Source organism: Thalassoroseus pseudoceratinae, assembly GCF_011634775.1.
Taxonomy (GTDB): Bacteria; Planctomycetota; Planctomycetia; order Planctomycetales; family Planctomycetaceae; genus Thalassoroseus; species Thalassoroseus pseudoceratinae.
In genome coordinates, this window is the sequence record NZ_JAALXT010000002.1 from 470,261 (window position 1) to 495,563 (window position 25,303).

Annotated in this window: 15 protein-coding genes; 7 read left to right on the top strand and 8 right to left on the bottom strand. The window is 53.9% G+C overall.

Annotation, left to right across the window (positions count from 1 at the left end):
- Positions 1–63 precede the first annotated feature (63 nt).
- A complete protein-coding gene (locus G6R38_RS07455; protein ID WP_166822245.1) occupies positions 64–1,890 on the top strand; it encodes a sulfatase-like hydrolase/transferase in 1,827 nt (608 codons plus the stop codon).
- On the opposite strand, the gene G6R38_RS07460 is transcribed toward G6R38_RS07455, so the two are convergent.
- Together G6R38_RS07460 and G6R38_RS07465 are read right to left on the bottom strand one after the other, a co-directional pair.
- Complete coding sequence (locus G6R38_RS07460; protein WP_240928110.1) at positions 1,891–2,211, bottom strand: putative quinol monooxygenase; 321 nt, start codon at positions 2,209–2,211, stop codon at positions 1,891–1,893.
- Positions 2,212–2,246: 35 nt separating this feature from the next.
- On the bottom strand, positions 2,247–3,980 hold the full coding sequence (locus G6R38_RS07465) for an MFS transporter (RefSeq protein ID WP_166822248.1): 1,734 nt from the start codon (positions 3,978–3,980) through the stop codon (positions 2,247–2,249).
- Positions 3,981–4,195: 215 nt separating this feature from the next.
- On the opposite strand from G6R38_RS07465, the gene G6R38_RS07470 reads away from it, so the two are divergent.
- The gene (locus tag G6R38_RS07470; RefSeq protein ID WP_166822251.1) at positions 4,196–6,391 is read left to right on the top strand and encodes an alpha/beta hydrolase family protein; all 2,196 of its coding nucleotides are present in this window, start codon (positions 4,196–4,198) and stop codon (positions 6,389–6,391) included.
- A gap of 11 nt (positions 6,392–6,402) precedes the next feature.
- Here G6R38_RS07470 and G6R38_RS07475 read toward each other — a convergent pair whose 3' ends face one another.
- Both G6R38_RS07475 and G6R38_RS07480 read right to left on the bottom strand, forming a co-directional pair.
- Positions 6,403–6,945, bottom strand: coding sequence for a type 1 glutamine amidotransferase domain-containing protein (locus tag G6R38_RS07475; RefSeq protein WP_166822254.1), 543 nt, complete (start codon positions 6,943–6,945; stop codon positions 6,403–6,405).
- A gap of 29 nt (positions 6,946–6,974) precedes the next feature.
- Positions 6,975–8,861, bottom strand: coding sequence for an SLC13 family permease (locus G6R38_RS07480; RefSeq protein WP_166822257.1), 1,887 nt, complete (start codon positions 8,859–8,861; stop codon positions 6,975–6,977).
- A gap of 105 nt (positions 8,862–8,966) precedes the next feature.
- Here G6R38_RS07480 and G6R38_RS07485 point away from each other — a divergent pair, with 105 nt between their 5' ends.
- Complete coding sequence (locus G6R38_RS07485) at positions 8,967–9,653, top strand: 7-carboxy-7-deazaguanine synthase QueE (RefSeq protein WP_166822260.1); 687 nt, start codon at positions 8,967–8,969, stop codon at positions 9,651–9,653.
- Here the strand turns inward: G6R38_RS07485 and G6R38_RS07490 are convergent, their stop codons facing one another.
- Both G6R38_RS07490 and G6R38_RS07495 read right to left on the bottom strand, forming a co-directional pair.
- Positions 9,654–10,874: an AAA family ATPase gene (locus G6R38_RS07490; protein WP_166822263.1), complete on the bottom strand. Its 1,221-nt coding sequence runs from the start codon at positions 10,872–10,874 to the stop codon at positions 9,654–9,656.
- Between the two features lie 37 nt (positions 10,875–10,911).
- Entirely contained in the window at positions 10,912–13,032 is a 2,121-nt protein-coding gene (locus G6R38_RS07495) for a pentapeptide repeat-containing protein (RefSeq protein ID WP_166822266.1), read from the bottom strand.
- A gap of 117 nt (positions 13,033–13,149) precedes the next feature.
- Between G6R38_RS07495 and G6R38_RS07500 the strand changes: the two genes are divergently transcribed.
- From G6R38_RS07500 to G6R38_RS07510, 3 genes are all read left to right on the top strand, one after another.
- Positions 13,150–14,193, top strand: a complete 1,044-nt coding sequence (locus tag G6R38_RS07500; RefSeq protein WP_166822269.1) for an alpha/beta hydrolase family esterase — start codon at positions 13,150–13,152, stop codon at positions 14,191–14,193.
- 740 nt (positions 14,194–14,933) lie between these two features.
- A complete protein-coding gene (locus G6R38_RS07505; RefSeq protein ID WP_166822272.1) occupies positions 14,934–17,753 on the top strand; it encodes a tetratricopeptide repeat protein in 2,820 nt (939 codons plus the stop codon).
- 66 nt (positions 17,754–17,819) lie between these two features.
- Entirely contained in the window at positions 17,820–19,661 is a 1,842-nt protein-coding gene (locus G6R38_RS07510) for a CRTAC1 family protein (protein ID WP_166822275.1), read from the top strand.
- Here the strand turns inward: G6R38_RS07510 and G6R38_RS07515 are convergent.
- Positions 19,658–23,335, bottom strand: coding sequence for a CRTAC1 family protein (locus G6R38_RS07515; protein WP_166822278.1), 3,678 nt, complete (start codon positions 23,333–23,335; stop codon positions 19,658–19,660). The two genes, G6R38_RS07510 and G6R38_RS07515, sit on opposite strands and share 4 nt — an antisense overlap.
- 79 nt (positions 23,336–23,414) lie before the next feature.
- Positions 23,415–24,188, bottom strand: coding sequence for an AraC family transcriptional regulator (locus G6R38_RS07520; protein ID WP_166822280.1), 774 nt, complete (start codon positions 24,186–24,188; stop codon positions 23,415–23,417).
- 151 nt (positions 24,189–24,339) lie between these two features.
- Here G6R38_RS07520 and G6R38_RS07525 point away from each other — a divergent pair, with 151 nt between their 5' ends.
- Positions 24,340–25,284: a dihydrodipicolinate synthase family protein gene (locus G6R38_RS07525; protein ID WP_166822283.1), complete on the top strand. Its 945-nt coding sequence runs from the start codon at positions 24,340–24,342 to the stop codon at positions 25,282–25,284.
- Positions 25,285–25,303 lie beyond the last annotated feature (19 nt).

The following is a 25,303-nucleotide window of genomic DNA, read 5'->3' on the forward strand; positions in this document are numbered from 1 at the left end:
TTCGAGTCGGCATAGTAAATCGCAAGCCACAACTCTCGAGTTTTCCTTCGACTGGGTTTCACAATGCGTATCGCCTCTTTACTCCTTGCGTTCCTGGTGACGACTCAAGTTGTCTCCGCCGCCGATCGGCCGAACATCGTTTGGATTCTCTCCGAAGACAATTCCAAGCATTACCTAAAATTGTTCGACGAAAACGGAGCCGAAACGCCCCGCATCGCGGAATTAGCGAAGAACGGTTTGGTCTTCGATCACGCTTTTTCCTGTAGTCCGGTCTGTTCGGTCGCGCGGACCACACTCATGACGAGCATCTACGCACCGCGATTGGGCACGCAGTACCACCGCAAAATCCGTCCCGTGAGAATGCCCGACGATTGGCAAATGTTCCCAGCTCTTCTGCGGTCGGCTGGCTATTACACCTCCAACAATTCCAAGACCGACTACAACACCGCCAGCAGCCAAGGGGTGTGGGATGAGTCTTCCAAAAAGGCAAGCTGGAAGAAACGCCCCAGCACGGACACGCCGTTTTTCCACATGCAATCTCATGGTCAATCGCACGAGAGCTCGTTGCACTTCACGAAGAAACAGATTGCTCCGAAAAAGCTCACGCACGATCCGGCAACGGTTTCTGTGGAACCGCGTCATCCGGACACAAAGTTGTTTCGGTACACGAACGCCTATTACCGCGATCGGATGCAAGTCATCGATGGCATTGTCGGCGGCGTGGTAGACGACTTGCGAAAAGCGGGCGTGCTCGAAGATACCTTCATCTTCTACTTCGGAGACCACGGCGGCGTGTTGCCGGGGAGCAAAGGGTATTTGCGGGAAGTCGGATTGCACGTACCGCTCGTCGTAAGGATTCCCGAGAATTGGCGAAAACGAGTCGCCGCACCGGTCGGTTCACGTGTAGACGGCTTCGTGAGTTTCGTCGATTTCGGCCCAACGGTTCTCAACCTTGCCAGTGTCGATGTCCCGAATTATGTCGATGGCAAACCGTTCCTGGGTGAAGACACGTCACTCGCAGAGGTCAATCAGCGTCAAGAAACATTTGGGTACGCGGACCGTTTTGATGAGAAATACGATCTCGTTCGGAGCTTGCGAAAAGGCCGTTGGAAATACATCCGCAACTATCAGGCGATTTACCCCGACGGTCTGCGAAACAACTACCGTTATCGCATGTTAGCCTATCAGGAGTGGCGGGATCTGCATGCAGCGGGAAAACTCTCGCCCGTGCAATCCGCGTTTTTTGAGTCGAAACCGGTTGAGGAACTTTACGACTTGGAATCCGATCCGTGGGAACAGACGAATCTCGCCAATGCGGAGGAACATCGCGGCGTGCTCACCGATATGCGAGATCGGCTGACCGAGCGTGTGAAAGGGCTTCCGGACCTGAGTTTCTATCCTGAGTCGGTGCTGGTCGAAGACGCGGCCGAGAATCCCATTCCGTTTGGACAAAATCACGCCAAGGAGATCGGTGAACTGATTGACGTGGCCAATTTGAGTTTGCAACCGTTTACCGAAGCCGAGGAACAATTGCAAACGGCCCTCGCATCCCAGAACCCCTGGAAACGCTATTGGGCACTCATGGTGTGCAGTACGTTCGGTGACGACGCGGCTTCACTCATCGAAACCGCTCGCAAACTGACACGCGATTCCAACTTGCTCGTCCGATTGCGAGCCGCGGAGTTTCTCGGGGTTATCCAAAAAGACGATCCGCGACCGACGATTCGCAGGATTCTGCAAGAATCCCAGTCGCCGGTCGTGAATCTGATCGTCCTCAACACGGTGGTGTTTTTGGAAGATTACTGCGGATACGACTTCGCACTCACGAACGAATCCATCCCCGTTCAAAGCAGCGAAGTCAAACGACGAACGGAGTATCTGGTCGATTGATCATTCGACGATATCGGAAACATGGGGCACGCGGGTGACTTTAGGCAGCACCTTTGGTTGATAGATTTCCGTGTAAGCTTTCGCGGTGCGGTGGACATCGAGATCTTCGGCGGAACTCCAGCGTTCGATGAGAATGAATGTCTGCGGATCGCGTTGCGAGTGGTACACTTCAAACCGTTCGCAACCTGGTTCGGCCCGCGAAAGCCGACCTTGTTCCCGCAGAAGTTCCTTGATTTCCGGCACGTCTTCTTCTTTGGTGACGGTCAGCACAATGTTCGTGTAGATCATGATTGTCTCGCTGGGGGCAATGGGAGAATTCACCGTAACTTATCGGATGAGACCGCACTCGCCAAGCATCAAGTTTTATCGTCATCAGGGGGAGCAATCGTGCGGGTGGCATCGACACCAAGGGCACATAAACCGGCAATGACGAATGCACCAAGACATACGAGGAACATTTGGTTCCAGTCGCCGCCGGTGGGGTTTTCGCCAAGGTAATAGTTGTAAATCAACGGGGACACCGCCGCACCGAGGTTGCCCCACATGTTACTCCAACCGAGAACCGAACCGACATAACGTCCGCCCACATCCTGATTGAACGCCCACACCGATCCCGTGCCGGAATCTGTCGAGAACGACACCAACGAGAACGCCGCCACGTACATCCACACGGTTTGCAATGGGGAATCGGGGGGCAATGTGGACAACCAAAGCACAATCGCGTAACCAACCGCCGCTGTGGATCGAGTGATGAGTAACGGCCATCGCCGTCCCCATTTCAATCCGGCTCTCGCGGTGAGAAAGTCGGTCAAACGGCCGCCGAACAACACGCCGGCAATCCCGAACATCAACGGCACGCTTGCGAGAAATCCTCGTTGCAAAATTGGTACGCTGTGAACTTCCAACAGATAACGAGGCAACCAAGCCACCAGGAAGAGCCATCCCACGTTCGTGCCGAACTGCATCAAACACACAAGCCACATGCTGCGGCTTGTGAGCAATCGCACCAAGGGCACACGTCCCGGCTTGCCATGCGGACTGGGGGCGTTTACCGGGCGGCTGTTTTCGATCATCTCCGCTTCGGCTGCATTGCACCACGGATGTTTCTCCGGTCGTGACCGAAACACCAACCACACCAACCCCGCCACGAAAATTCCCAAGCTGCCGTACAACATCATCACCGGTCGCCACCCCGGCGCGTAAAGTTTGCCGATCGAGTCGGGAAAACTTTCCTCAAGGAGAAATCGGTTCAAACGCTGACATTCCGCGTCGGTCAAATCCCGTTCAGAACGATCGCGGATCAACGCAATGGCCTCACGCGGGAGACTCGAAGACCGAAACGCTTCCGCATCGTACAAGTCGGAATCTGTAATCAGCCGGTTCAATTCCGTGAGCAGTTCCTCATCGGTATTCCATTTGGGGTGGCTCGCGTCGGATTCGGTTGTGAACAGAATTGATGCAAGATGTGTCTTCGGCGACGGGGAGTCGGATGTCTCGAACGCTTGCTGAGCTTCGGTGAGGAATCCTTGTCGGTCGAGCATGTCATCGGGTTGCAGGGTCGTGGTGGCATCGGCGGGGAGAAAAAACACGATCAGTGATGCCGTCAACAGCGGTGCCAATGCGCCACCGGCTCGGCCGCCAAATGCCACGATGGCACTGGCCAATCCGCGGTTCGGAAATGGAACCCATTTGCTGACGACGCTGGCACTCGTGGGGTACGCTCCCGCTTGCCCCAGTCCACAACCGACCCGTGCGAACAATAGCATCGCAAACGAGTACACCGCTCCAATCATCGCGGTAAACACCGACCAGGAAAGCACGTAGATTGCCAGCATAATGCGGGCACCGTAGCGGTCACTCAACCAACCCGACGGTACCTGAGCCAACGCATACGACCAGAAAAACGCACTAATGAACCAACTGATCTGCGTTTGCGTCAGACGCAAATCCTCGCGGATGTAATCGACGGCGAAGCCCACACAGAACCGGTCGAGATACAACAGCACGGCCATTAACATCGCCACGAAAACGACGAGATGACGAATGTGGGTCGGTTGCTGTGGATTCTCGGGTGAGGTTGTTTCGGCCACGGAATTCCGTCTTTCGCCAGAGGTCTTCGAACGCATCGATCGATAAGACGGTAAACCGGACTGCATGGCTATTCAAGCGGGAGACGCAACGGAGCAAGCCCTGTCACGCTGAGTGGAAATTCTTGCCGTTCGGGTTCGCATCGGCAAACTCAAATGGTTATTCTCGGAGCACACCGATTGAAATTCCCCCTCAAATTCTCAGCGAAAGCCGATCCATGAAAGTCATTCTTGGAGTTCTATTCGCGTTCGTTTGTCTTCCTCTCGGATCGGTCCAAGCGGATGAGCAGTCCGCCGCCGATGCCTCTCGCGTTTTGCCGAACGACCAGCGTCCGAATGACTCTCGACTTGGTGATCTTCGAGATTTGAACGCATACTTTCCCATGGCTCCGCCGGCATCACCGGATCAGTGGGCCCATCGGGCGGAGGAACTTCGACGACGTGTGTTGCTCTCCCAAGGAATATGGCCATTGCCGAACCGCTCACCGGTCGAAGCCACCGTTCATGGTCGAGTCGAACGCGATGGGTATTCGGTCGACCGCGTGTTCTTCGAAAGCAGTCCTGGGCTGTACGTCACCGGAAGTTTGTATCGTCCCGATGTACCACAAGGGACCAAGATGCCGGTTGTGCTTTGCCCGCATGGGCACTGGGCCGACGGCCGGTTCTATCGACACAGCGATTCCGTAATGAAACGCGAACTCGAAAGCGGAGCCGAACAATTCGAGATCGGGGGCCGCACTCCCATTCACGCCCGATGCGTGCAACTCGCTCGGATGGGATGCTTGGTGTTCCATTACGATATGCTCGGGTACGCCGACAGTGTGCCTCTGACCTACGATTTAGCGCACCGGTTCGCCAAACAACGGGAGCACCTGAACCGTCCGCAGCGTTGGGGATTGTTCAGTGCTCAATCGGAACTTCGGCTTGTGAACTCAATGGGTCTGCAAACGTGGAATTCGCTGCGAATTGTCGATTGGATCCTCTCATTGCCCGAAGCTGACGCCACGCGAATTGGGGTCACTGGTGCGAGTGGTGGTGGAACGCAGACGTTTGTCATTGCTTCCATTGATGACCGCATCACTGCTGCGATGCCCGCAGTGATGGTTTCAACGGCAATGCAAGGTGGTTGCACATGCGAGAACGCATCGTATTTGCGGATCGGCACCGGCAACATCGAATTGGCGGCGTTGGTTGCACCGCGACCGTTGGGGCTGACCGGTGCCAATGACTGGACGCAAGAAATCGAAACCAAAGGTCTGCCCGAACTTCGCGAGTTGTACGCCATGCTGGGCGTTCCCGATCGTGTGGAGGGGCGTCATTTCTCGTTCCCGCACAATTACAATGCGGTCAGTCGGCAGCTGATGTACGAGTTCTTCAATAAGCACTTCGAACTTGGTTTCGATTCGCCCATTCAAGAACAGGACTATGATCCGTTGTCAAAGGACGAATTAACCGTTTGGACCGACGAATATCCAAAACCCGCGAGTGACGAAGACGCCGAAATCGCGGCTATCAAATCGTTCTATGAGTTGGCAGTCGAGCCGGTCGAGAAAGCATTGGCACCGAAGACACCGGCTGAACGGGAACACTTCTTGAAGGTCATCGGCGGTGCATGGCGGACAATGATCGGTCGCGATTTGCCGCGGCGAGACTTCGTGGAAACGAAAACGATTCGCCAAACCGACACAGCCGATTCCACAACGCGATTCCAAGTCGCTCGCTATTTGCCGGGGAATGAAGAAGTTCCCTTCGTACTCATCACCCCAAACGACTGGAACCATGAAACGGTCATTTTGACTCACGGTCAGGGGAAATCGACCTGGTTCAAGCAGGGAAAGCTGCAGGCCGACGTTCAGGAGTTTCTGGCCGATGGATACGCCGTCGCGATGCCGGATTTGTTGTATCAAGGAGAGTTTTTAGACGCCGACCAGGAGTGGAATGAAACGCGGACAGTGAAGAATCCTCGGGAATTCGCGGGCTACACCGCCGGTTACAATCACCCGCTGTTCGCGAAACGAGTGCATGACGTTCTCACGGTCACACAGGCGTTGCCTGAAACCACAGAGAACGTTCACCTCGTTGGCGTCGCTGGAACCGGTGCGATCACAGCGGCGGCGAAGTTCATTGCAGGGCCGGCGATTGCTTCGCTTGCGGTCGATACGGAAGGCTTCCGGTTCGAGGAAATCACGAGTGTCCGCGACGTGAATTTCCTGCCCGGAGCGATCAAATACGGCGACGTTCCCGCCCTGCTGACCCTCGCCAGCCAACAACCACTCTGGCTAACCGGAGAGGGTTCAGAACTTCCCACGGCAACCGTGGCTTGGAACCCGAAAAATCTTCGACTTGGATCCAGCAAGGCGGACGGAATGTTCAAGTCGATTCGCGGATGGCTTAAACAATCCCGTGCCGAATAGTTTCAAACCGTTCACGACTGCGAAGCCAACACGTCGATCATCTCCCGGCAAAACGCGGGGAGATCGTCTGGCCGTCGGCTGGAAACAAAATGCCGATCGACAATCACTTCCGCATCCTCGAACTTCGCCCCGGCGTTGATAAGGTCATCTTTGATCCCTGGTGAACCGGTAACGCGAACTCCGTCGTAAACGCCGGCGGAGATGGGCATCCAACCGCCATGGCAAATCGCCGCGAGAAGTTTGCCGCTCTTGTGGAAGTCTTGAATCAACGAGAGCACTTTCGGATCGCGACGCAACTTATCCGGCATCCAGCCACCGGCACAAAGGACACCGTCGAAATCACTCTCTGAAAGACCGTCGATCGCGGTGTCTGCCAAGCATGGATAGCCATGCTTCCCGAGGTGTTTCTGTCCGCTTTCGGGACCAGCCACCGTCACTTTCGCACCGGCCTCTTCCAGACGGAGTTTCGGATACCACAATTCCAAATCTTCATAGTCATCATGCACGAAAATCAGAATGTGTTTTCCACTGAGTGGCTGCGGCGAGTTGCTCATGAGAAGACCTTGTCGATGGATTGAAGTGATCAGTTCGTCGGAAAGAATGGCCAGAAAACGGGGGCCAACAATACCGTAATGAGTCCAACCAAGAGACTCAAAGGACCGCCCAAACGGAGATAATCGCTCGACCGGTATCCGCCGGGACCGTAGACCATCAAGTTCGTTTGATAGCCCACAGGTGAGGCAAAACTCGCGGCCGCGGCCACAATAACCGCGACGGCAAACGGCATCGGATTGACGTTGTTTCCCAACGCGACAGAAAGATTCGCCGCCGCTGCCATCGCGATCGGGAAGAACAACACCGCTGCGGCCTTGGCGGTGATGATGTTCGTGAAGATCATCGTCAGAGTGTACACAACCGCCAACACGGCGAACGGACTGGTACCGACTGCGGAAATCAGTCCGTCAGCTAGGAACCGGTCTGTCTGCGATGCCTTCAACGCTTCGCCAATCCCCAGACCCGCCCCAATGGTGAGCAAAACGCTCCAATCAACGCTCCGTCGAGCTTCCGAACCACGACAGCAACGAGTGAGAATCATCAAACCCGCCGCCAACATTGCGGCTCGCAGCATATCGAGCCATTCGGTCGCGACAGACACAACCATACCGGCGAGAATCAGTTGAGCGATCCAAGCTCGTTCGTGTCGCAGAGGCGTGGAGTCTTCCACCTGGCTGACGAGAAAGAAATCGCGGTTGTTGCGTTGCAGTTCGATAAAGCTCGGTGGGGCTTCCAACAGGAGCGTATCGCCGGCCTGCATTCGGATGTCACCGATCTTCTTGTTGATGCGTTCCCCGTTCCGTGCCACCGCGATGACAACGGCGTTGTATCGACCGCGAAAACGGGCTTCGCGAATCGTCTGATTCAAAATTGGACAGCTGTTGGAAACGACCGCCTCGACCAACGACCGTTCTGATCGCGGCGTCGACAATTTGAATGTTTGATCGGTCGCGGGCGTCAAACCTGGGATTTTTTGGAGATCGACGATCGACTCGACAATTCCCACGAAGACCAATCGGTCGTTCGCTTCGAGGGGTTCGTTCGGTGCGACCGCGACAATCACGTGCGGACCGCGTTCAATCTCGGCCAAATACATGCCCGGCAGATTTCGCAATCCAGCGGATTCAATCGTTTTGCCGGCAAGCGGGCTAGTCGGGGAGATAATCATCTCCACAGTGTATTCGCGTGGGTCGTCAAGCCGAGCCATGGCGGGTTTCCGCTCTGGGATTAGCCATCGTGTGCAGAGGATGAGATATCCCAACCCCGCGGTCGCCACCGGAATGCCGACCACAGCGAGATCAAACATGCCCAAACCCAGCCGGTCTTCCCGGAGATTCTCAAATTCCAAGACCGGACGAACTTCCACGGGCGGCGTGACGGAATGACCAGCGTGAGCGTCGAGTGTGCGTTGTTGCTCCGCGGCGAGGAGTCCGTTCACGACCAATGTGGTACTTGTACCGACTAATGTGCACAAACCGCCGAGAATCGTGGCGTAGCTGAGTGGCATCAATAGGTGCGATACCGACATTCTCGCCTTGCGGGCCCAGTCGTTGATGATCGGCAATGCCATCGCAACAACGGGAGTATTGTTCAAGAATGCACTCATCACGGCCGCCGGGACCGCCATCCGTGTTTGCGCAATCCGCAACGATTTCGTCCGCCCCATCAAAGCTGGCCCGACAAAACTGATTGCGCCGGTTTGTCGCAACCCCTCGGCAACGACGAACAACACCGCCACGGCGACCAGACCAGGGTTCGCGAACCCTTTGAGGGCCGCGTCCGCTTCAACGACACCAGAAACAAGCAACAACGTCAACCCGCCCAACAAGACCAAATCCGGCCCGACACGCAGAAATGACAACGCCAAAACGACGCATGTCAGAACTACAAGTGTCAACGCGATTTCCCAGGTCATTGGCGACTGAAATCAATCAAAATCTACGGAGTGTGCCTTGTGACTCGTCGAAGTTATAATGGGCAAGTGTGTGAATCTCCAGTCAGTCACCGTCGACGGAAGCCCATGTTCATCTCCGAGTTGTTTGAATCGATCCAAGGTGAAGGCCGCTATGTCGGTGTGCCGAGCGTATTTTTGCGGACATCGGGGTGTAATCTGCGGTGCTGGTTCTGTGATACCCCTGAGACATCTTGGGAACCACGCGGACAGCATATGCCGTTGGAAGATGTGACGGCGAAACTCTTGGAATCCGAATGCGATCATGCGGTTCTCACCGGCGGAGAACCGTTGTTGGTGTCGGAAATGGTGCCACTCACCGAATCGCTCTCACAGGCCGGGAAAGTCATTACGATCGAGACTGCGGGCACGGTGTTCCTACCGGTTCAGGCAGATTTGATTTCCCTCAGCCCGAAGTTGGCGAACTCAACACCCTCGCTCGAACGTTCGGAACGCTGGCATTATCGGCACGAGGAATTACGGCATCAACCGGATGTCATTCAACAATTTGTGCAGGAATACGACTACCAAATTAAATTCGTGGTGGATCGACCGGAGGACATCAACGACGTGCTCCGCTGGTGTGACGAGTTTCCCACAGTCACGCCGGACCATGTCTACCTGATGGCTCAAGCGATCGAGGCGGATGTGTTGCAGACGAAGAATGCTTGGCTGAACGAGTTGGCGGAGACGCACGGGTTTCAGGTCAGTCCGCGATTGCACATTGAACTGTTCGGGCACACACCGGGGACATGATCAATTGGCGGACGCGCTGATCAGCAAAATTTGATCGGCAATTTGCGGATTGGCGGCGTAAATCTTCAGCAGATCGTTTGTCTGAAACGAACTGACCATCTCGCGAGCCCATTTGAGATACCGCCGCAACACCGTGGGACGGTCAATGTCGAAACTCGGATCGCTGGCTACCCGATGAAGAATCCTTGCAAGTTCTCCGGGCGTGACCCCCAACAACGGGCGGTCACGTGTGGCGAAGTATAAACCGTGTAAGAAATGCCCGGTTGATGCATCACGTTGGAATTTCTGGAAGGACGAAATATCGAAGTGATCGATTTCGTTGTCTTCCGTGTGTTGCGACACGCGATCAAAGTGACCGGCTTCGTAAATCCGCGTGCGATATTCCGCCTCATCGTATCCGCTGGCATCGCCGGTCAACCACGCGAGGTTTTCTTGCCGCATCAAAAACCCTTCGGCCAAATCGTTGATGTTCCGTTTGGCTTCCACGATGGCTAACACGTCCGCAACCGAAGATTCATCCGGAGCTTGGTGACGCGAAACAATGACGCCATCCAATTCCGCGCGGGCACTATCTAAGGTGACGCCGTTCAAGTATTCCAAGCGATCGCTGTCTCCCAATTCCGGGAAGACATGGCGACGGATTGCCTCCTCGGTCATGGATTCAAAATCTCGACCAGATTTTCCGACTCGTCCGCCTTTCTCGCGTCGAAGTTCCGCTAGTTTTCGTTCGGCGTCTTCAAGTCCAATCTCCTCACGAAACTTTGAAAGAGACGCCAACGCCCGATCCCGCTTTTTTCGCTCCGGTGTGGCGTCGATCATCTGGTGGAGTTGGGCTCTCGATTCGGCCAATTGCTGTTGAAAACTTGCCAGTTTATCCGCATCGGCTCGGCCCTCGTTGACGGCCTGTGTCAGTCCGGTGACCGCCCGTTCGAGTCCTTCGATTTTCGATTCCAACTGTTCCAATGGTTGATGGTTGGCATGCTGTTGATAAGCGGCTTCGGACTGTTCGACGTTTCGCTCCCGCCGCCGCAATTTGTCCCGGTTTTCCCGGAGCAAATCGCGGATGACGAGTTGCTGTCGAAACGTGGGCTGCCGCGAAGATTCTTCCAGGCGTTGTGAAAGCCAGTCCCGAAACTCTTCCAACGAAGCGGTATTGAGATTGATCGGGCAGCCCGCAATCGTCTCACGCAGGGCATCCTGCCCACGACGAACGGTGATCATAAAGCCCGTCCGTTCTGGATTGGCAGCATCGGTGGCCTCACTCATTTTGTTGGGGGAAAATGGTCGCGAACATACTCGCGAGGAACCCCAGCATCATGTAGCTGAGCAGCATTTGCGTCAACATGACCGTCCGACCGAAGTCGTCCGTTCCCTTGTCGACTGCCAAATCCAACGTCACAAACACCGCCATACTGTTTCGCAGGTGGTCGACGAAGTCCGGCGTTTTCTGGCCGAAATCGAACGAACCGGGAAACGCCGCCATGATGCCCGCGTACAGAAACACAATTCCAATAATCCAGAAGATCAGCAAGTAGTTGCGTTTGCCACACCCCAATAGCAACCACCACATGAACCCCATCACTCGTCGTTTGCGGCAGAACTGCTGGATCGTCAATTCGTGACTGCAATCCGCGCAGCGTTGCCGCATGGCCCAGTTCACATTGAGATCCACGCCGATGGTTTTCGTGGCGTACATACTTGTGTGGTCATCAACGAGGGCATCCGCGATTTCCGCCGCCGTCAGGTCCGCACCGTCGAGGTTAGCACCATTCAACTTCGCACGCCGCAGGTCCGCCCGCTCCAACTCGGAGTGAGACAAATCGGCGTTCGTCAGGTTTGCACCGTTGAAGATTGCTCGCTGCAAGTTCGCCCGAGCCAATGATGCCGACACTAACTGCGTATTGTTCAATCGAGCCGCTTCCAGCAATGCCCGTTCGGCTTTGATATCCGAAAGTTTGGCATCGGTCAGATCGGCACGCGTCAAATTCGCTTCAACGAACGTCACATGATCGCAGTCCACCCGCGACAGTTGAGCTTCCGTCAGATCGACACCGTCGAACGTACAATGCTCGAGTCGGGTTTTCGTCAGATCGATTCCCGCCAGCCGAGCGTTTTGAAATCGGCAACATGAGATTTTCGCCCCCGCGAAATTCGCATGTTCCAAGAACGCACCGTACCAACCACCGCCGATGATCTCCGCTTGCTGGAAGTCCGCCTGACCGACCGATGCTCCTTTCAAGCTGCAATCCGTCAGCGTCGCTCCGCGAAAATCGACCTTGTTCATTCGCGCGGCTTTGAAATCAATGCCGGTCCAGTCGACTTTTCGCATGCGACAATCATCAAGTTGGGCTCGCCGAACGATCGCGTGGGAAAGATTCGTTTTCTCCAAGAATGTCGAACGCAAATCGACATCGGAGAGGTTCGCACCTTCCAAGTTCGTTTCGAACAGCTTCGCTTTCCGAAGGTCCGACCCACTGAAATTTGCGTTTCGCAAATCGAGTCGAGCCAAGTCCAACCCTTTGCCTCGCAAATTTCGGAAATCACGCTCACCAGCCGCGTACATCTCCGCGACCTCTCCACGAGAAAGCGTGCGTGGCGCCGGTGGTGGTTCGGGGAATTCGATCGAATCCGCACTTACTGGTTTGGTTTTTACGGTTGTTTCCATAGTGTCTAGTCGCTGTTGATCGTCAAATGGGTCCAGAAATCCGATGAATTCCCGACCGTCACTCGCCCAACGTGCACCGTGGCCGCTAGGTCGTCGGACCTCGTAAACCAACTCGTGTTTGTAGTGCGTGAACACGTTCCACCAAGTGCAATCGTCAAGCAGCGTCTCGACAATGCGAATGGCTTCGGCGTTACGGTCGGCGGGGGCTCCCTGCGGTTTCGGCCAATAATCGTTGTCCGAGCGAATCGCGTGCTTCTCCAACGCACGCGCGGCAACCGACAGGGAGTTCGACGGATGACACGGCTGCAACGCCGCATCCACCAAGACCCGACGATCTGGCGGAATCGCACGATGGTCCGACACGCTCGCGGTCGTCAATCGTTGCCCCATTAGAACGAGCAAGTCACTCGCAGGGACCGACTGAAGCGTTTCTGCCCAGACGGTGACGATCTCTCCATCGGTCCTGCCGCCGACACGAATCCACTCCGCCATCGCCGGCTGAAACCGACCGTAAATATCAGGAATCGACGGCGTCGATTCATCGTCCCATCGCGGTTGCGGCAATTCCGGCACACCATGTTGATGGAAACTCCAAAGGCGTTCCGCCAACCGACGTGACGGCTCCGCCTCGAACAGTCGACCGTTCCGGTCCCAAAAATCTTCACAGAGATGTGGCTTCGTCGCTCGCAATACCGCGATCAAACCGTCAATCATTGAACGATCCAAGAATTGGACTAAGGAAGAATTCCGACTATGATTTTGACACAGACGGGTTCGCGTTTCGACCATGCCCCCCGCCCTGCGATTTGTGTGAACGGAGATTGTTTGAGAATGGATCACCACGCGATCGAGAATTCCTGCCAAGTTCCCAGAAAACGGCAACTGCTTCCGAGGAATGATCGGTTAGCCGCAATCATGGGGGTATGGTTGTGCTTCGTGAGCGTCTCGACATCCGCTGCGGCTGGTCCAGCGATTGCCGAGAAACCAGCCCGCCCGCTGCCTGTCGGTGAGCATGTTCTCAAGTTGCATGTCGATGGGGAGGAGCGTTCCGCGGTCGTTCACATTCCCGAAAACTACGACGCCACACAGCCAACGCCTGTCGTGCTGCTCTTTCACGGTGCGGGACAGGACAAGCAAATCATATTGCGTTATACGAATCTGGCCGCCACCGCCGAGGACGCGGGATTCATCCTCGTCGCGCCCGATGGAACCGGCTACATTCGGGCATTCAATGCTGGTGGTGTCCGCGGATTGACATGGCGTGGGTCGCCGGATGATGTGAAGTTCGTTGATCGACTGCTCAACGAACTGGAACGCATCACCCATGTCGATTCTCGCCGAATCTATGCTTGTGGATTATCGAACGGAGGGATGTTTTGTCATCGGTTGGCGTCGGAACTCTCTCACCGCGTCACCGCGATCGCGTCAGTAGCCGGCACGTTGGCGACGGAAAAAGTTACCGCGACCCGTCCGGTGCCAATCCTTCACTTTCACGGAACACGCGATCGGTTGGTTCCGATCAATGGTCCCTACCAGGTGACACCATTCGTGACGTTTCACTCCCTTGATGACACCATTCGCATGTGGACTGAGAATAACCAGACCCCCGCCAAACCGGCTGTCGTCGAGACAATCGACAAAGCCGACGATCGCATGAAGGTGGTGAAATCGGTCTTTCGTCCGCAAGCTCGCCAAGCCGGTGCGGAGGTCGTGCTCTACAAAATCGAAGGTGGTGGTCACACATGGCCCGGCCGCCCCCCCGGTTATCCCATGGTTGGACCGTCCACCGACGACATCTTCGCGAATGACATCATTTGGAAATTCTTCTCACAGCAACAACTCCCCAATCAGAACGCTGACAAACCCGCAAACTGAAATCGATTCCAAGAGACCAAGACAAGCACTCCGGCTGTTCTTTGCGGGGAAGACATTCTAGATAGCGTCACAAAACACTTTACGGGCCTCGCTACACGTGTTACCGTGAGTGTGATTCACCTTAGTGCCAAATTCTTGGTCAACTCTGGATGTCGACTCATCACTTACAAATCCAATCAAATCAAACTGCGCGGTTCCGGTCGGCGTTCGTGTGGATTGGTGTGTTGTTTGTGTTGAGTACCGTGTCTCGACTTCATGCTAGCTGTGGTGACTACCTCTCTCACGTCGAAGACTCTCGAAACGGGTTTGTGATCGAGTTCGAAGCGTCAACGATGATCACGGCTCAGGCCGAAAGTCATAGAGCGTTTGGTCGCCCACAGAGCGAGGATTCACGAATCCCCTGCATCCATTGCGGAGATCATCTCCCGACTCAACCATTGACTGATGGAATTGGATCGGAAGACAGCCGAATGTGGTCAAATCACCACCAAGAGTGTTTGCTCGAAAGCCCGTCAATCGCGTTGCGGCCATGCCAGTCACCTTTGGCGGCTCAACTCGGTTTCCCTCGGGAAATTGAACGTCCCCCGTGTTGAAGACTGCGGACCATCCTGTGGATTTCCGGTTGTTCAACCTCGGTTGATCGAACCGTCGAACCATCACGCTGAATCGGTTTCACGATTCAAAGTCCGCCCCTCGTTCCTGCGTGCGCGAGGGTTCTCAATTCTTGGGGAACAGGTTGTATGAGTGCTCACCCAGTCGCCACGCCGAGAGTGCGACGAAAATATGAACCCGCAGTGGGGCCAAAACTGCGGAAACTCTTGTATGTCGTATTTGGCCTGTCGGCCTTGTTGGCCGCGACCGCAATCTACTTGGCGGCGATCACCGCCATGGAAGTTGCAACAGGAAAGGTCTATCAGAACTGGTTCTACCAGCTCGTATTTCTCGCCCATCTTGGGTTGGGACTGTTGTTCGTCGTTCCGCTGATCGCGTTTGGATTGATCCATCTCAAGAAGACCCGCCAACGTAAGAATCGACGCGCCATGAAGGCCGGTATGGCGTTGTTTATTGGTTCCATTGTCGTGTTGATCACCGGTCTATTGCTAGTCCGCTTGGTGGGCGTGTTCGACTTGCGGCATCCCTTCGCCCGATCGACGGTGTATTGGTTGCATGTTGCTTCGCCGATCGTGTGCATATGGCTGTACTGGCTGCACCGTCTCGCGGGCCCGAAGATTCATTGGAAGGTCGGAATTATCGGCGGTTCCGTCGTCATGGCGGGAGTGGGAGTCATGGTGGCGGTGCACTCACAAGACCCACGTCAATGGAACTCTGTCGGACCAGAATCTGGGCAACAGTACTTTGAACCGTCACTAGCACGAACCTCAACGGGAAACTTCATCCCCGCAACAGCTTTGGACAACGACGAGTACTGCCAGTCCTGCCATCAAGATGTCCATGCTCGATGGGAACACAGCGTTCATCACCTCAGTTCGTTTAATAATCCAGTGTACTTGGCGAGCGTTCGTGAAACCCGTGAGGTCGCGTTAAAACGGGATGGCAGTGTCAAAGCGAGCCGATGGTGCGCCGGTTGCCACGATCCAGTGCCGTTCTTTAGTGGAGCATTTGACGATCCGAACTTCGACGATGTCCATCATCCAACCGCTCATTCGGGGATCACGTGCACCACATGCCACGCCATCACGCATGTGAATTCCACACGCGGCAATGCCGATTTTACAATCGAAGAACCAATGCACTATCCATTCGCGTTCAGTGACAATCCTTTCCTGAAATGGGTGAATGGTCAACTCATCAAAGCCAAGCCAGAACTTCATAAGAAGACCTTCTTGAAACCGCTCCACCAAACTGCGGAGTTCTGTTCCACATGCCATAAGGTTCATCTCCCGAAATCTCTAACACACTACAAAGATTTTCTAAGAGGCCAAAACCATTACGATTCCTACTTACTGAGTGGGGTGTCTGGGCATGGGGCACGAAGTTTTTACTATCCCCCGAAGGCGGCGGATAACTGCAACGTCTGCCATATGCCTTTACAACCTTCAAGTGATTTCGGTGCCAAGCCGATAGGGGAATCAGGTGAGTTGTCAGTCCACGATCACCTCTTTCCAGCAGCGAATACCGGCATTGCCTGGACTCGTGAGTGGAGTGATATCGTCCGGGAGCAATCAGACTATTTGAAGAACGAAATTGTTCGAGTCGACTTGTTCGGTTTGCGTGAGGATGGCGAGATTGATGGACGACTCCTAGCGCCACTCCGACCAAACGTGCCTACCGTTGAACCTGGGGAACAGTATCTCTTGGAAGCGGTTATCCGAACGATGAAACTCGGTCACCACCTCACCCAAGGGACGATTGATTCCAACGAACTCTGGTTGGAACTCACAGTCCGTAGCGGTGACCGTGTGATTGGTCGAAGCGGCCATCTTGACACGAGACAGAAGGTTGACCCGTGGTCGCACTTTGTGTCAGCGTTTGTGATTGACCGCAATGGTAATCGTATCTCACGGCGAAATCCCCAAGACATCTTTGTGAAACTATACGACCATCAAATCCCTCCTGGGGCCGGTCAAACCGTGCACTACGACCTAGATGTTCCCAAGGATCTGACGGAACCCATCACGATTGAACTGCGACTCAACTATCGTAAGTTCGATAACGTTCTTATGAAGTTTGCTGCCGATTCTTCAAAGACGGATGATAAGCCATTCCGAGGAAAACACGAATTTGGCAACGGGAGAAATCCACTACCAATCGTTGTCTTAGCCGAAGACTCGCTGACTTTGCCAATCGCCGGTCAGACCCATAAAATCCCTAAACAGTCCACGCAGATTCCGGAATGGCAACGCTGGAACGATTATGGCATCGGCTTGCTTCTCAAAGGAAAAGCCGAGTTGCGTCAGGCCGCTGATGCCTTCACGGAAGTTGAAAAACTCGGACGCTATGACGGTGCCCTAAACTTGACTCGCGTTCTAGAATTGGAAGGACGCATCAACGAAGCCACGGACGCACTCAATCGGGCCGCCGCACACAAGAAACCATCTGCTCCACCTTGGACGGTAAATTGGTTGTCCGGTATGCTTAACCGTGAGCAAGGTCGACTTACTGAAGCCGCTGAGAATTTCCGAGCCGTGTTGTCTCCCCCCACAGCAGAGATGAAATCACGCGGGTTTGATTTCCGGAATGACTATATCGTTTCAAACCTACTCGGCCAAACACTTTTTGATCTCGCACGGCAACAGCGCGGGGCCGAGCGAAAAACGCAACGCAACAAGTTCTTGACCGCCGCTGTCGAACAGTATCAACAGACGTTGCAACTCGATATCGAAAATGTCGATGCTCACTACAACCTCGCGTTGTTATACCGTGAACTCGGAGAAATCGATAAGGCGGATCGGCATCGTCAGCTGCACGCGCGTTACAAGCCAGACGACAATGCCCGCGACACAGCAGTACGCCTCGCTCGACAGAAGTATCCCGCGGCCAATCACGCCGCGGAGGCCGTTGTCATCTACCCCACTGATCGCCCTGCAATTGCAGAGTGAACTTCTAGAGTCACAAAAAAAACGATCGGCAATGGACTGCCAGTCGGAATAGAAATTAGGTCTAGCATGTCAACCGACCCGCACCGTGATGGCAACGACGATGCCGTCATTGAAACCGCATTTCAACAATCAATCATCGTTGTTGCCGTCGTAGCGACATTCGCTGTACTTGGCGGTGGATTGTACTGGTGGCTGTCGCGTCCAGTTGAAGAAACCGTCGAGGCTGCGCCACCGGAATTACCGGAAATTCGTACGGCCCCAACAGTTGATCTACCCTCGATTCCATTTGTCGACATCACTACTGAAGCAGACATCAACTTTGTGCACGAAAACGGAGCTGCTGGCGAAAAGCTCCTTCCCGAAACGATGGGCGGCGGATGCGGTTTCTTCGACTATGACAACGACGGAGATGTTGACCTATTACTCGTCAACTCCCAACGCTGGACTGACAGTAGCAATACTCAATCCGTCGCGACTCAGAAACTTTACGCCAACGATGGTCATGGTAGATTTACCGACATCACACAGTCAGCAGGACTTGATATCTCGCTCTACGGGATGGGATGTGCAATTGGCGACTATGACAACGATGGTGATGCCGATCTCTATCTAACAGCCGTCGGGCCAAACCATCTGCTTCGTAACGATGACGGCGTTTTCGTTGATGTCTCCGATGAGATGAAAGTTGCTGGCGACGACGATAGCTATAGCAGTAGCGCTGGTTGGTGTGACTTCGACAACGACGGCGACCTAGATCTCTTTATCTGCAACTATGTGGTGTGGTCGCGTGCCTATGATTTATCCCAGAACTTCCAACTGACTGGTGGTGGGCGAGCCTATGGAAGACCTCAAGACTTTGCCGGCGTTTTTCCTTACTTGTATCGAAACGACGGTCGTCACTTTACTGACATTACGGAAACTTCCGGCTTGCAAATTCGAAATCCAGCAACAGACGCGGCTATGGCTAAGTCGCTTGGTGTCACGTTTGCTGATTTCGATTCCGACGGTTTGATGGACATCTTCGTTGCCAACGACACGGTGCAGAACTTTCTATTCCATAACATCGGCGGAAATGCCTTTGAGGAAATCGGCGGTATTAGTGGTGTGGCTTTTGATATCGACGGACGTGCCCGAGGTGCGATGGGCGTTGATGTGGCTCGCTTGCGTTCCAACGCCGATTGGGCATTAGCCGTTGGGAACTTTGCCAATGAGATGACTGCCCTCTATGTCTCGCCGGCAAATCAGATGACCTTCTCTGACGAGGCGGTTTCGAACGGACTTGGTCCTCAAACCCGCCTGGATCTCACGTTTGGGACGCTATTCGCCGATCTTGATTTGGACGGGCGGCTCGATTTGCTTTCGGCGAACGGCCACCTTGAAGAAGACATCCATCGTGTGCAGCCTAGTCAACACTACGCGCAGCCACCGAAACTGTTCTGGAACGCCGGGGCCGATCATGCCACCGAATTCGTTCCGCTTGGTCGATCGGAGCTCGGTTCCGACTTCATCGCACCAATGGTCGGGCGAGGTGCTAGTTATGCGGATATTGATAACGATGGCGATCTGGATGTTCTCCTAACCGCTTCTGGACGTGCGTGCCGCCTCCTTAGAAATGACCTCGACAAGTCAGGTAAGCATTGGGTCCGGTTTCGGTTGGTCGGGACTCAATCCAACCGCGATGCAATTGGGGCCCGGATTGTTCTCACAGTAGACGGCCAACAACAGTTCCAAACAGTCATGCCAACACGCAGCTATTTGTCTCAAGTTGAACGAACTATCACATTCGGTGTTGGAGAATCAGAAATGATAGACAAAATCGAAATCCAATGGCCGTCAGGCAATCAAACAGTTCAACAGGGATTGTCCGTCGACCAGCTTTACGAGATTCGCGAAGACGATTCCAACTAGTTTGACCATGTTTGGCGGCTGATCTGTTTCCAAAAACGGAATGGGTTCTGAGTCCGAGTTTGATACTCGTTCAGATAGGACCGGTGTTCGGGGCCATCCGGGAATTGTTCATCCACGCCATACGGGTAGCTCTGCATGGAACGGAATGGAAGTGGCTCCACTGTTTGACCAAGCACTGTGTTTAAGTCGGCGTCCTTGTCCCAGCCGACATTGTGAATGATGAAGTCTCGCGTCCAGCCTTCCGGCGGTGGCGGGAGTTCTTGGAACTGCATCTCGACAGCATCACCGGCTCCAAATACGACCGAACGATCATCTTCTTCGGCTAGCAATTCGCGAACGTCTCCATAGCGAGTGAATCGCCCAAGCATCGGCGGCCAATGCGGATCTTGATTGACATCATTGGCATCGAAAGTCTCAGGGGCGCGTCCTTCTCGCGGCTTCCACTTCGAAAAGCCACGATAAGACAGTTCACTCGCGACGAGTTCTGCCTTCTGAATCCGAACATCAGCAGGTTCTTCGTCGACAGTAAAGAACATCGCATCCCAATAGAGTTCTAGACTCGTCCTAATCTGGACTCGATAATCGTCTGTGAGAAACACGTTTGAAAGATCATACATGATCGTTTTCGGTTTTCCCCCTGGGAAGCCTGCGCGCGTGATTCTCTCGACCCACTTCCCCTCAGTATTCTTGACCCAGACCGACGGAATAGTCGGTGGGGCGATTTCCGAATTTTGTCCAATCGCGATATTCAAGCTTGTATCCGTTGGCTGTAACCAACCTTGCAGAAACAATCGGACGTTTTTCGGATCATCGAGTTGACCGAGATCCAGTTCGACCGTGTGAGGTGGTGCGAGTCCTTGTGTGATACGCCGTCCAAACGTTTTTGCATATTGACCGTCGGCTTGTGTCAGCTGCGGGAGCAAGTCGTTCCCTTGTGAATCGACTATACTAACTGGCAATTGAGGATTCTGGACTGTGTGAACGCGAAACTCTGCTCCTTGTTCCGAGGCAACCTTTTCATTCGTGTAGATGTCGACATCTACAGAATGATCGACAACCAAAAGCTCAACTTCATCCAGGTAGCAGGCCTCCCATAGTTCCTCGGTGATCATTAACCGGTAGGTACCATTTTTGGGCGACAGCCGATCGCCGGGGATCTTTAAGTATTCCCAGTGTCGACACGGAGCGAGTACCCCCTCCGCAAACTGTAACCCAATCGGGGATGCCCACAAACAATCTGTAAGAAACTCATACTGTTCTCCGCTCCAAGTGTAGAGAAACGGGCATGAACCTTTTGTGATCTGCTTCTCGCAGATAATCTGATTTGCTTGCGGGGAGATTTCATTTTGCGGAATGCCGTTGTTCCAAAGTACTCGAACGACGTCCACCTCATCGGCTTGACCAAGACCAAAATGAGTCGTTGTTCCTTGCACAAGTTTCATTTGATAGTTGTTGCCACTCTTGACCTCGATAATACAGCCTCGGCCATAGTAGTTGTTACGATCGTTCTGATACTGTGGGTTCGCTTCGGCAACGAGAGTGATGTCAACCCAGTTGTTTTGCGTTAACTGGTTGAGTTTCCAACTGAGTCGGTTGTCATGCCAGACAAGAACATCTTGGGCGCCGTCGCGGTTGAGGTCTGCGATGTAACATCGCTTTAGCTCGCTAGTCGATTCGAGCAAGGGGAATAGTTGCTTACTGAATGTGGTGTCCGCCAGACCTCGCACGCAACTGGCTGACTGATGATTCCACGCCAAGAGATCTTGCTCACCGTCATTGTCGAGATCGCAGATCGTCAGGCCTTCCCATTCGCGAGTCGGTATCTGGAACGCCGATTTGGGGCGAACAACGCCTGGGGAAACCAACCGCGACTGGCAAACCTCAATCCCGGCTGAACTCGTCCCGACAAGGTCCCATGACGAGTTTCCGTCAAGATCGATTGGTACCAAGCCACTCGTACGACTCAATGCCGAGAATTCTTTGGGGAGTTGTCGCCAGCGAAAACGACCATGATAAAGGTTCTCCAAGATGCCGATGGTGTTCGAATCTTGGTCAGCCATAATGATATCATTAGCGAGGTTGCGGTCGAAGTCGAGTGCTAGCAGAGCGTTTGGCTTGAATGCGTTAGGCGGCAATTCTGCTTGGGTGGTAATGTCGCGGAATTTCACCGCTTGATTAGCACCAATCCCTCCTAGGTTGATCCATAAAGAGATTCCGTCCTCGGTGGAGATCGCAAGATCCAAGTCGCCGTCCTGGTCGAGTTCAGCAACCTCTAATGCTAGCACTTGACTAATATCCTCAAATCCTTTGGTCTGAGGCATTGGTTTCAACGTGTGTGTGTCAGCGTCGATATCATGTAGGTTTTGAAGTAGCAAGACTCCGTCCGGTCCAAACAGTATGACGTCAAGGTCTGCAGGCAAGCACTCCGAACCGATCTTGCCCTGTGTCCCGATTGGTTTGTACTCGTCTGTGTCTCGGTCGAGATCGGCTAGCACAATTTTTGAAAACGATTGGTGCAGACCGAATGTGGCAATGACCTGCCAGTCGTTGGTCGAGTCATTCAACGTGTAGACTCTGAGACTCGATTCGGACAAAATTACGATGTCTGGTTGACGATCCAGGTTGAAGTCTGCAACTTCAATGTCGATCGCATCTGCGATTTCAGTAATGTCAGCTTCGACATCCTTAAACTTCAGTTCAGCAAGATTGTTCGACTGTAAGGATTGACGTCGAGGGAACTTTTCTTTGATAGCTGGCGCAAAGTCTTCGACAACAAATTCGAGGAGGTTCGGCCGGAGTCTGGCGCGATCCAGATAGACGGGAACCAAAGGGGTGAGGATGTTTGTTAAACCCAATGTGAGGGTTGACGCGCGTTGGGTTTCGCCGTTACTGATCAACTGCTCGATCTGCTCAAGGAGTTTTTGGCCTTGCTCACGAATATGCGGGGCAGCATTGAGTAGTAGCCGTTGCAGTTGGTCTTGATGACTCTGTACAAGATCGCTGACATCCGTCTGCTGACGGATACGGAATCGGATCAGATCGATTAGTGCAGCAGAATTATCCGGGCGGAGTTCGTGGACTTTCAGAAGGGCATCTTCAGCAATTGGCGGCGAGTCGGCTCGTTCGGCGAGTGTGAATAGTTCGTACCAGAAAACGGGGTTGTCTGGCTCGGCGTCGGCTGTCTCCTTGAGTTTTTCAACAGCAGCTTCCTCCTGTTGCGTACTCGCTAGCAATTTGGCCTCAAAATAGGTCTGATACTGTTGTGGAGGATTGATGTCTTTGTAGCGGCGGATCGCCTCCAGTGCTTGGGCGGAGGCTGTTTTGTATGCGTCTGGTTCTTGGAATTGTTGCTCAGCCGCTTGCGCGAGTGCTAATAAGTTAGCGACAACTAGGTTCTGTTCCGTCAGGCGAGTAATCCCAAATCCGTTTTCTTGCAGTGTGTTCCTGATTTCTTCATGCAATTGGATACTTTGCTCGAACTCGAAGTTCTCTAGCAACGCGGTGGCACGATTTTTTTTCGACTCGATCACAGCTGCGTCGAAAGATTGTTCATTCCCGTTGCGTATCAGGGTGTACCAGACTGTCACCCCGATCCCGAGCATCACAAGAGCAACTGCGAGAATCAGCGGAAGCCGACGTGAAGGACCATTCTCCGTGTTCGCTTCCTGGTTCATGAGTTCGTCCGGATTCGCGTGGTAGGGATTATTTGGAGTGTCGCCCACGTTATCGCATAGTACATGAAAGTAAAAGCGGTCATTGCGGAGATTCTTCGACTCTCATTGGGGCTATTGATCTGCGATGAAAAGCCTGCCGGAACTCACGGGGTGAGAGACCAGTGGCCTGACGAAATTGACGTGTAAACGCACTCTGGTCGGTGTAGCCAGCTTCCAACGCGATTTGAGAAATGCTGATGTCGGTTTCTTGAAGCGATTGCTGCGCATGATCGATTCGAAGTTTCATCAACCATTGACCAGCCGTCAAACCAAAAACGCGACGAATTCGACGATCCAACTGATAGCGTGACATACCGGCAACCTCCGCCAAGTCTTGTACGCTGGGGGGTGAAGCGAGGTTGTTCTCCGCATAACGGATCGCCGTTGCGATCCCCTTGTACTCATCAATCGAGGAATCGGGCAGTCGTAGGTCTTGTGAAATTCCAACGAGCCCGGCGATGTCGCCGTCTTTGCGACGCAATGGCATTTTGTTGGTTAAGCACCATCCGACGTCTCGTGCTGGGTAGATGTGAAGCTCCAGTTGCATCGTAAGTGGCCGCCCCGACTGTAGCACAACACGGTCCTGCGTTTCGTAGCTTTCCCCTAACGGTGCCCGGAACACTTGGCTAGCCGTCCGCCCAATTAGATCATCCTTGGAACGGAAACCACAACGGTCGACAACAGTTTGGTTCACAACGATGTATCGTCCACATGCATCCTTGATGAAGAACACCACATCCGAAAGGCAGTCGAACAGTGCCTCACCAGTAAAAGGTGGTTCTAGTTCATTCAGAAAGTGCTGAATCGAGTCCATATCAACGATTCTTCAATTATGCGCATTTTGCAGTTCACGATTGCTGATCCGACAAGACATTGTCTCGCTTCCGTGTAGAATCCGAAAGTGTTCGCGGCTTTGAACTCATATCATCTCAAATTTCCGAATTCCATTCCTCGAAGTGGTGCCGATGACACACTCTGCTCAAGTATTCCGCGGTTGCATCCCCGCAATGATGACTCCCTGCCATGCCGACGGGACAGTCAACTATGACGCCTTGGTTCGGACAGGCAAAGATCTGATTGAGACCGGTATGACGGCCGTGGTCTATTGCGGCTCGATGGGGGACTGGCCGTTGCTCACCGATGAACAGCGAATGGAGGGAGTGCGGCGGCTTGTTGATGCGGGCGTACCGGTCGTGGTTGGGACGGGGGCTCAAAATACGCGGTTGGCGGCGAATCATGCAGCCCATGCAAGGGAAGTTGGTGCGGCGGGTTTGATGGTCATTCCTCGGGTGTTGTCGCGTGGAACATCGCCAACGGCCCAGCGAGCACACTTTTCGGAGGTTCTGTCCGCAGGCGGTGACTTGCCGAGCGTGATTTATAACAGCCCGTATTACGGATTCGAAACCAAGGCGGATCTCTTCTTCGCTTTGCGTCGCGAGCATAGGAATCTTGTCGGGTTCAAAGAATTTGGAGGAGCCGACGCACTCAGCTACGCCGCCGAGAATATCACAAGCGGCAATCCGGATATCGTTTTGATGGCGGGAGTGGATACGCAAGTTTACCATGGGTTCGTCAACTGCGGAGCAGCCGGGGCGATTACCGGTGTCGGCAACGCACTACCTCAGGAAGTGTTGCGACTCATCGAACTCTGTGAGCAAGCAGCTAGCGGAGATGTGCAAGCACGCCAACTAGCATTCGAACTCGATCAAGCATTGAAGGTCTTGTCAACATTCGATGAGGGCCCCGATCTCGTGCTCTACTATAAGTACTTGATGGTGCTTGAGGGACATACAGTGTATGAACATCAGATCAACTCGTTCGATGGTCTCACAGATCCGCAGCGTGAGTTTATTCAATCCCAATGGAAGCTGTTTCGAAGCTGGTGGTCGACCTGGTCGGACGCAAACTAAGCGAACTAGGGGAGGCATC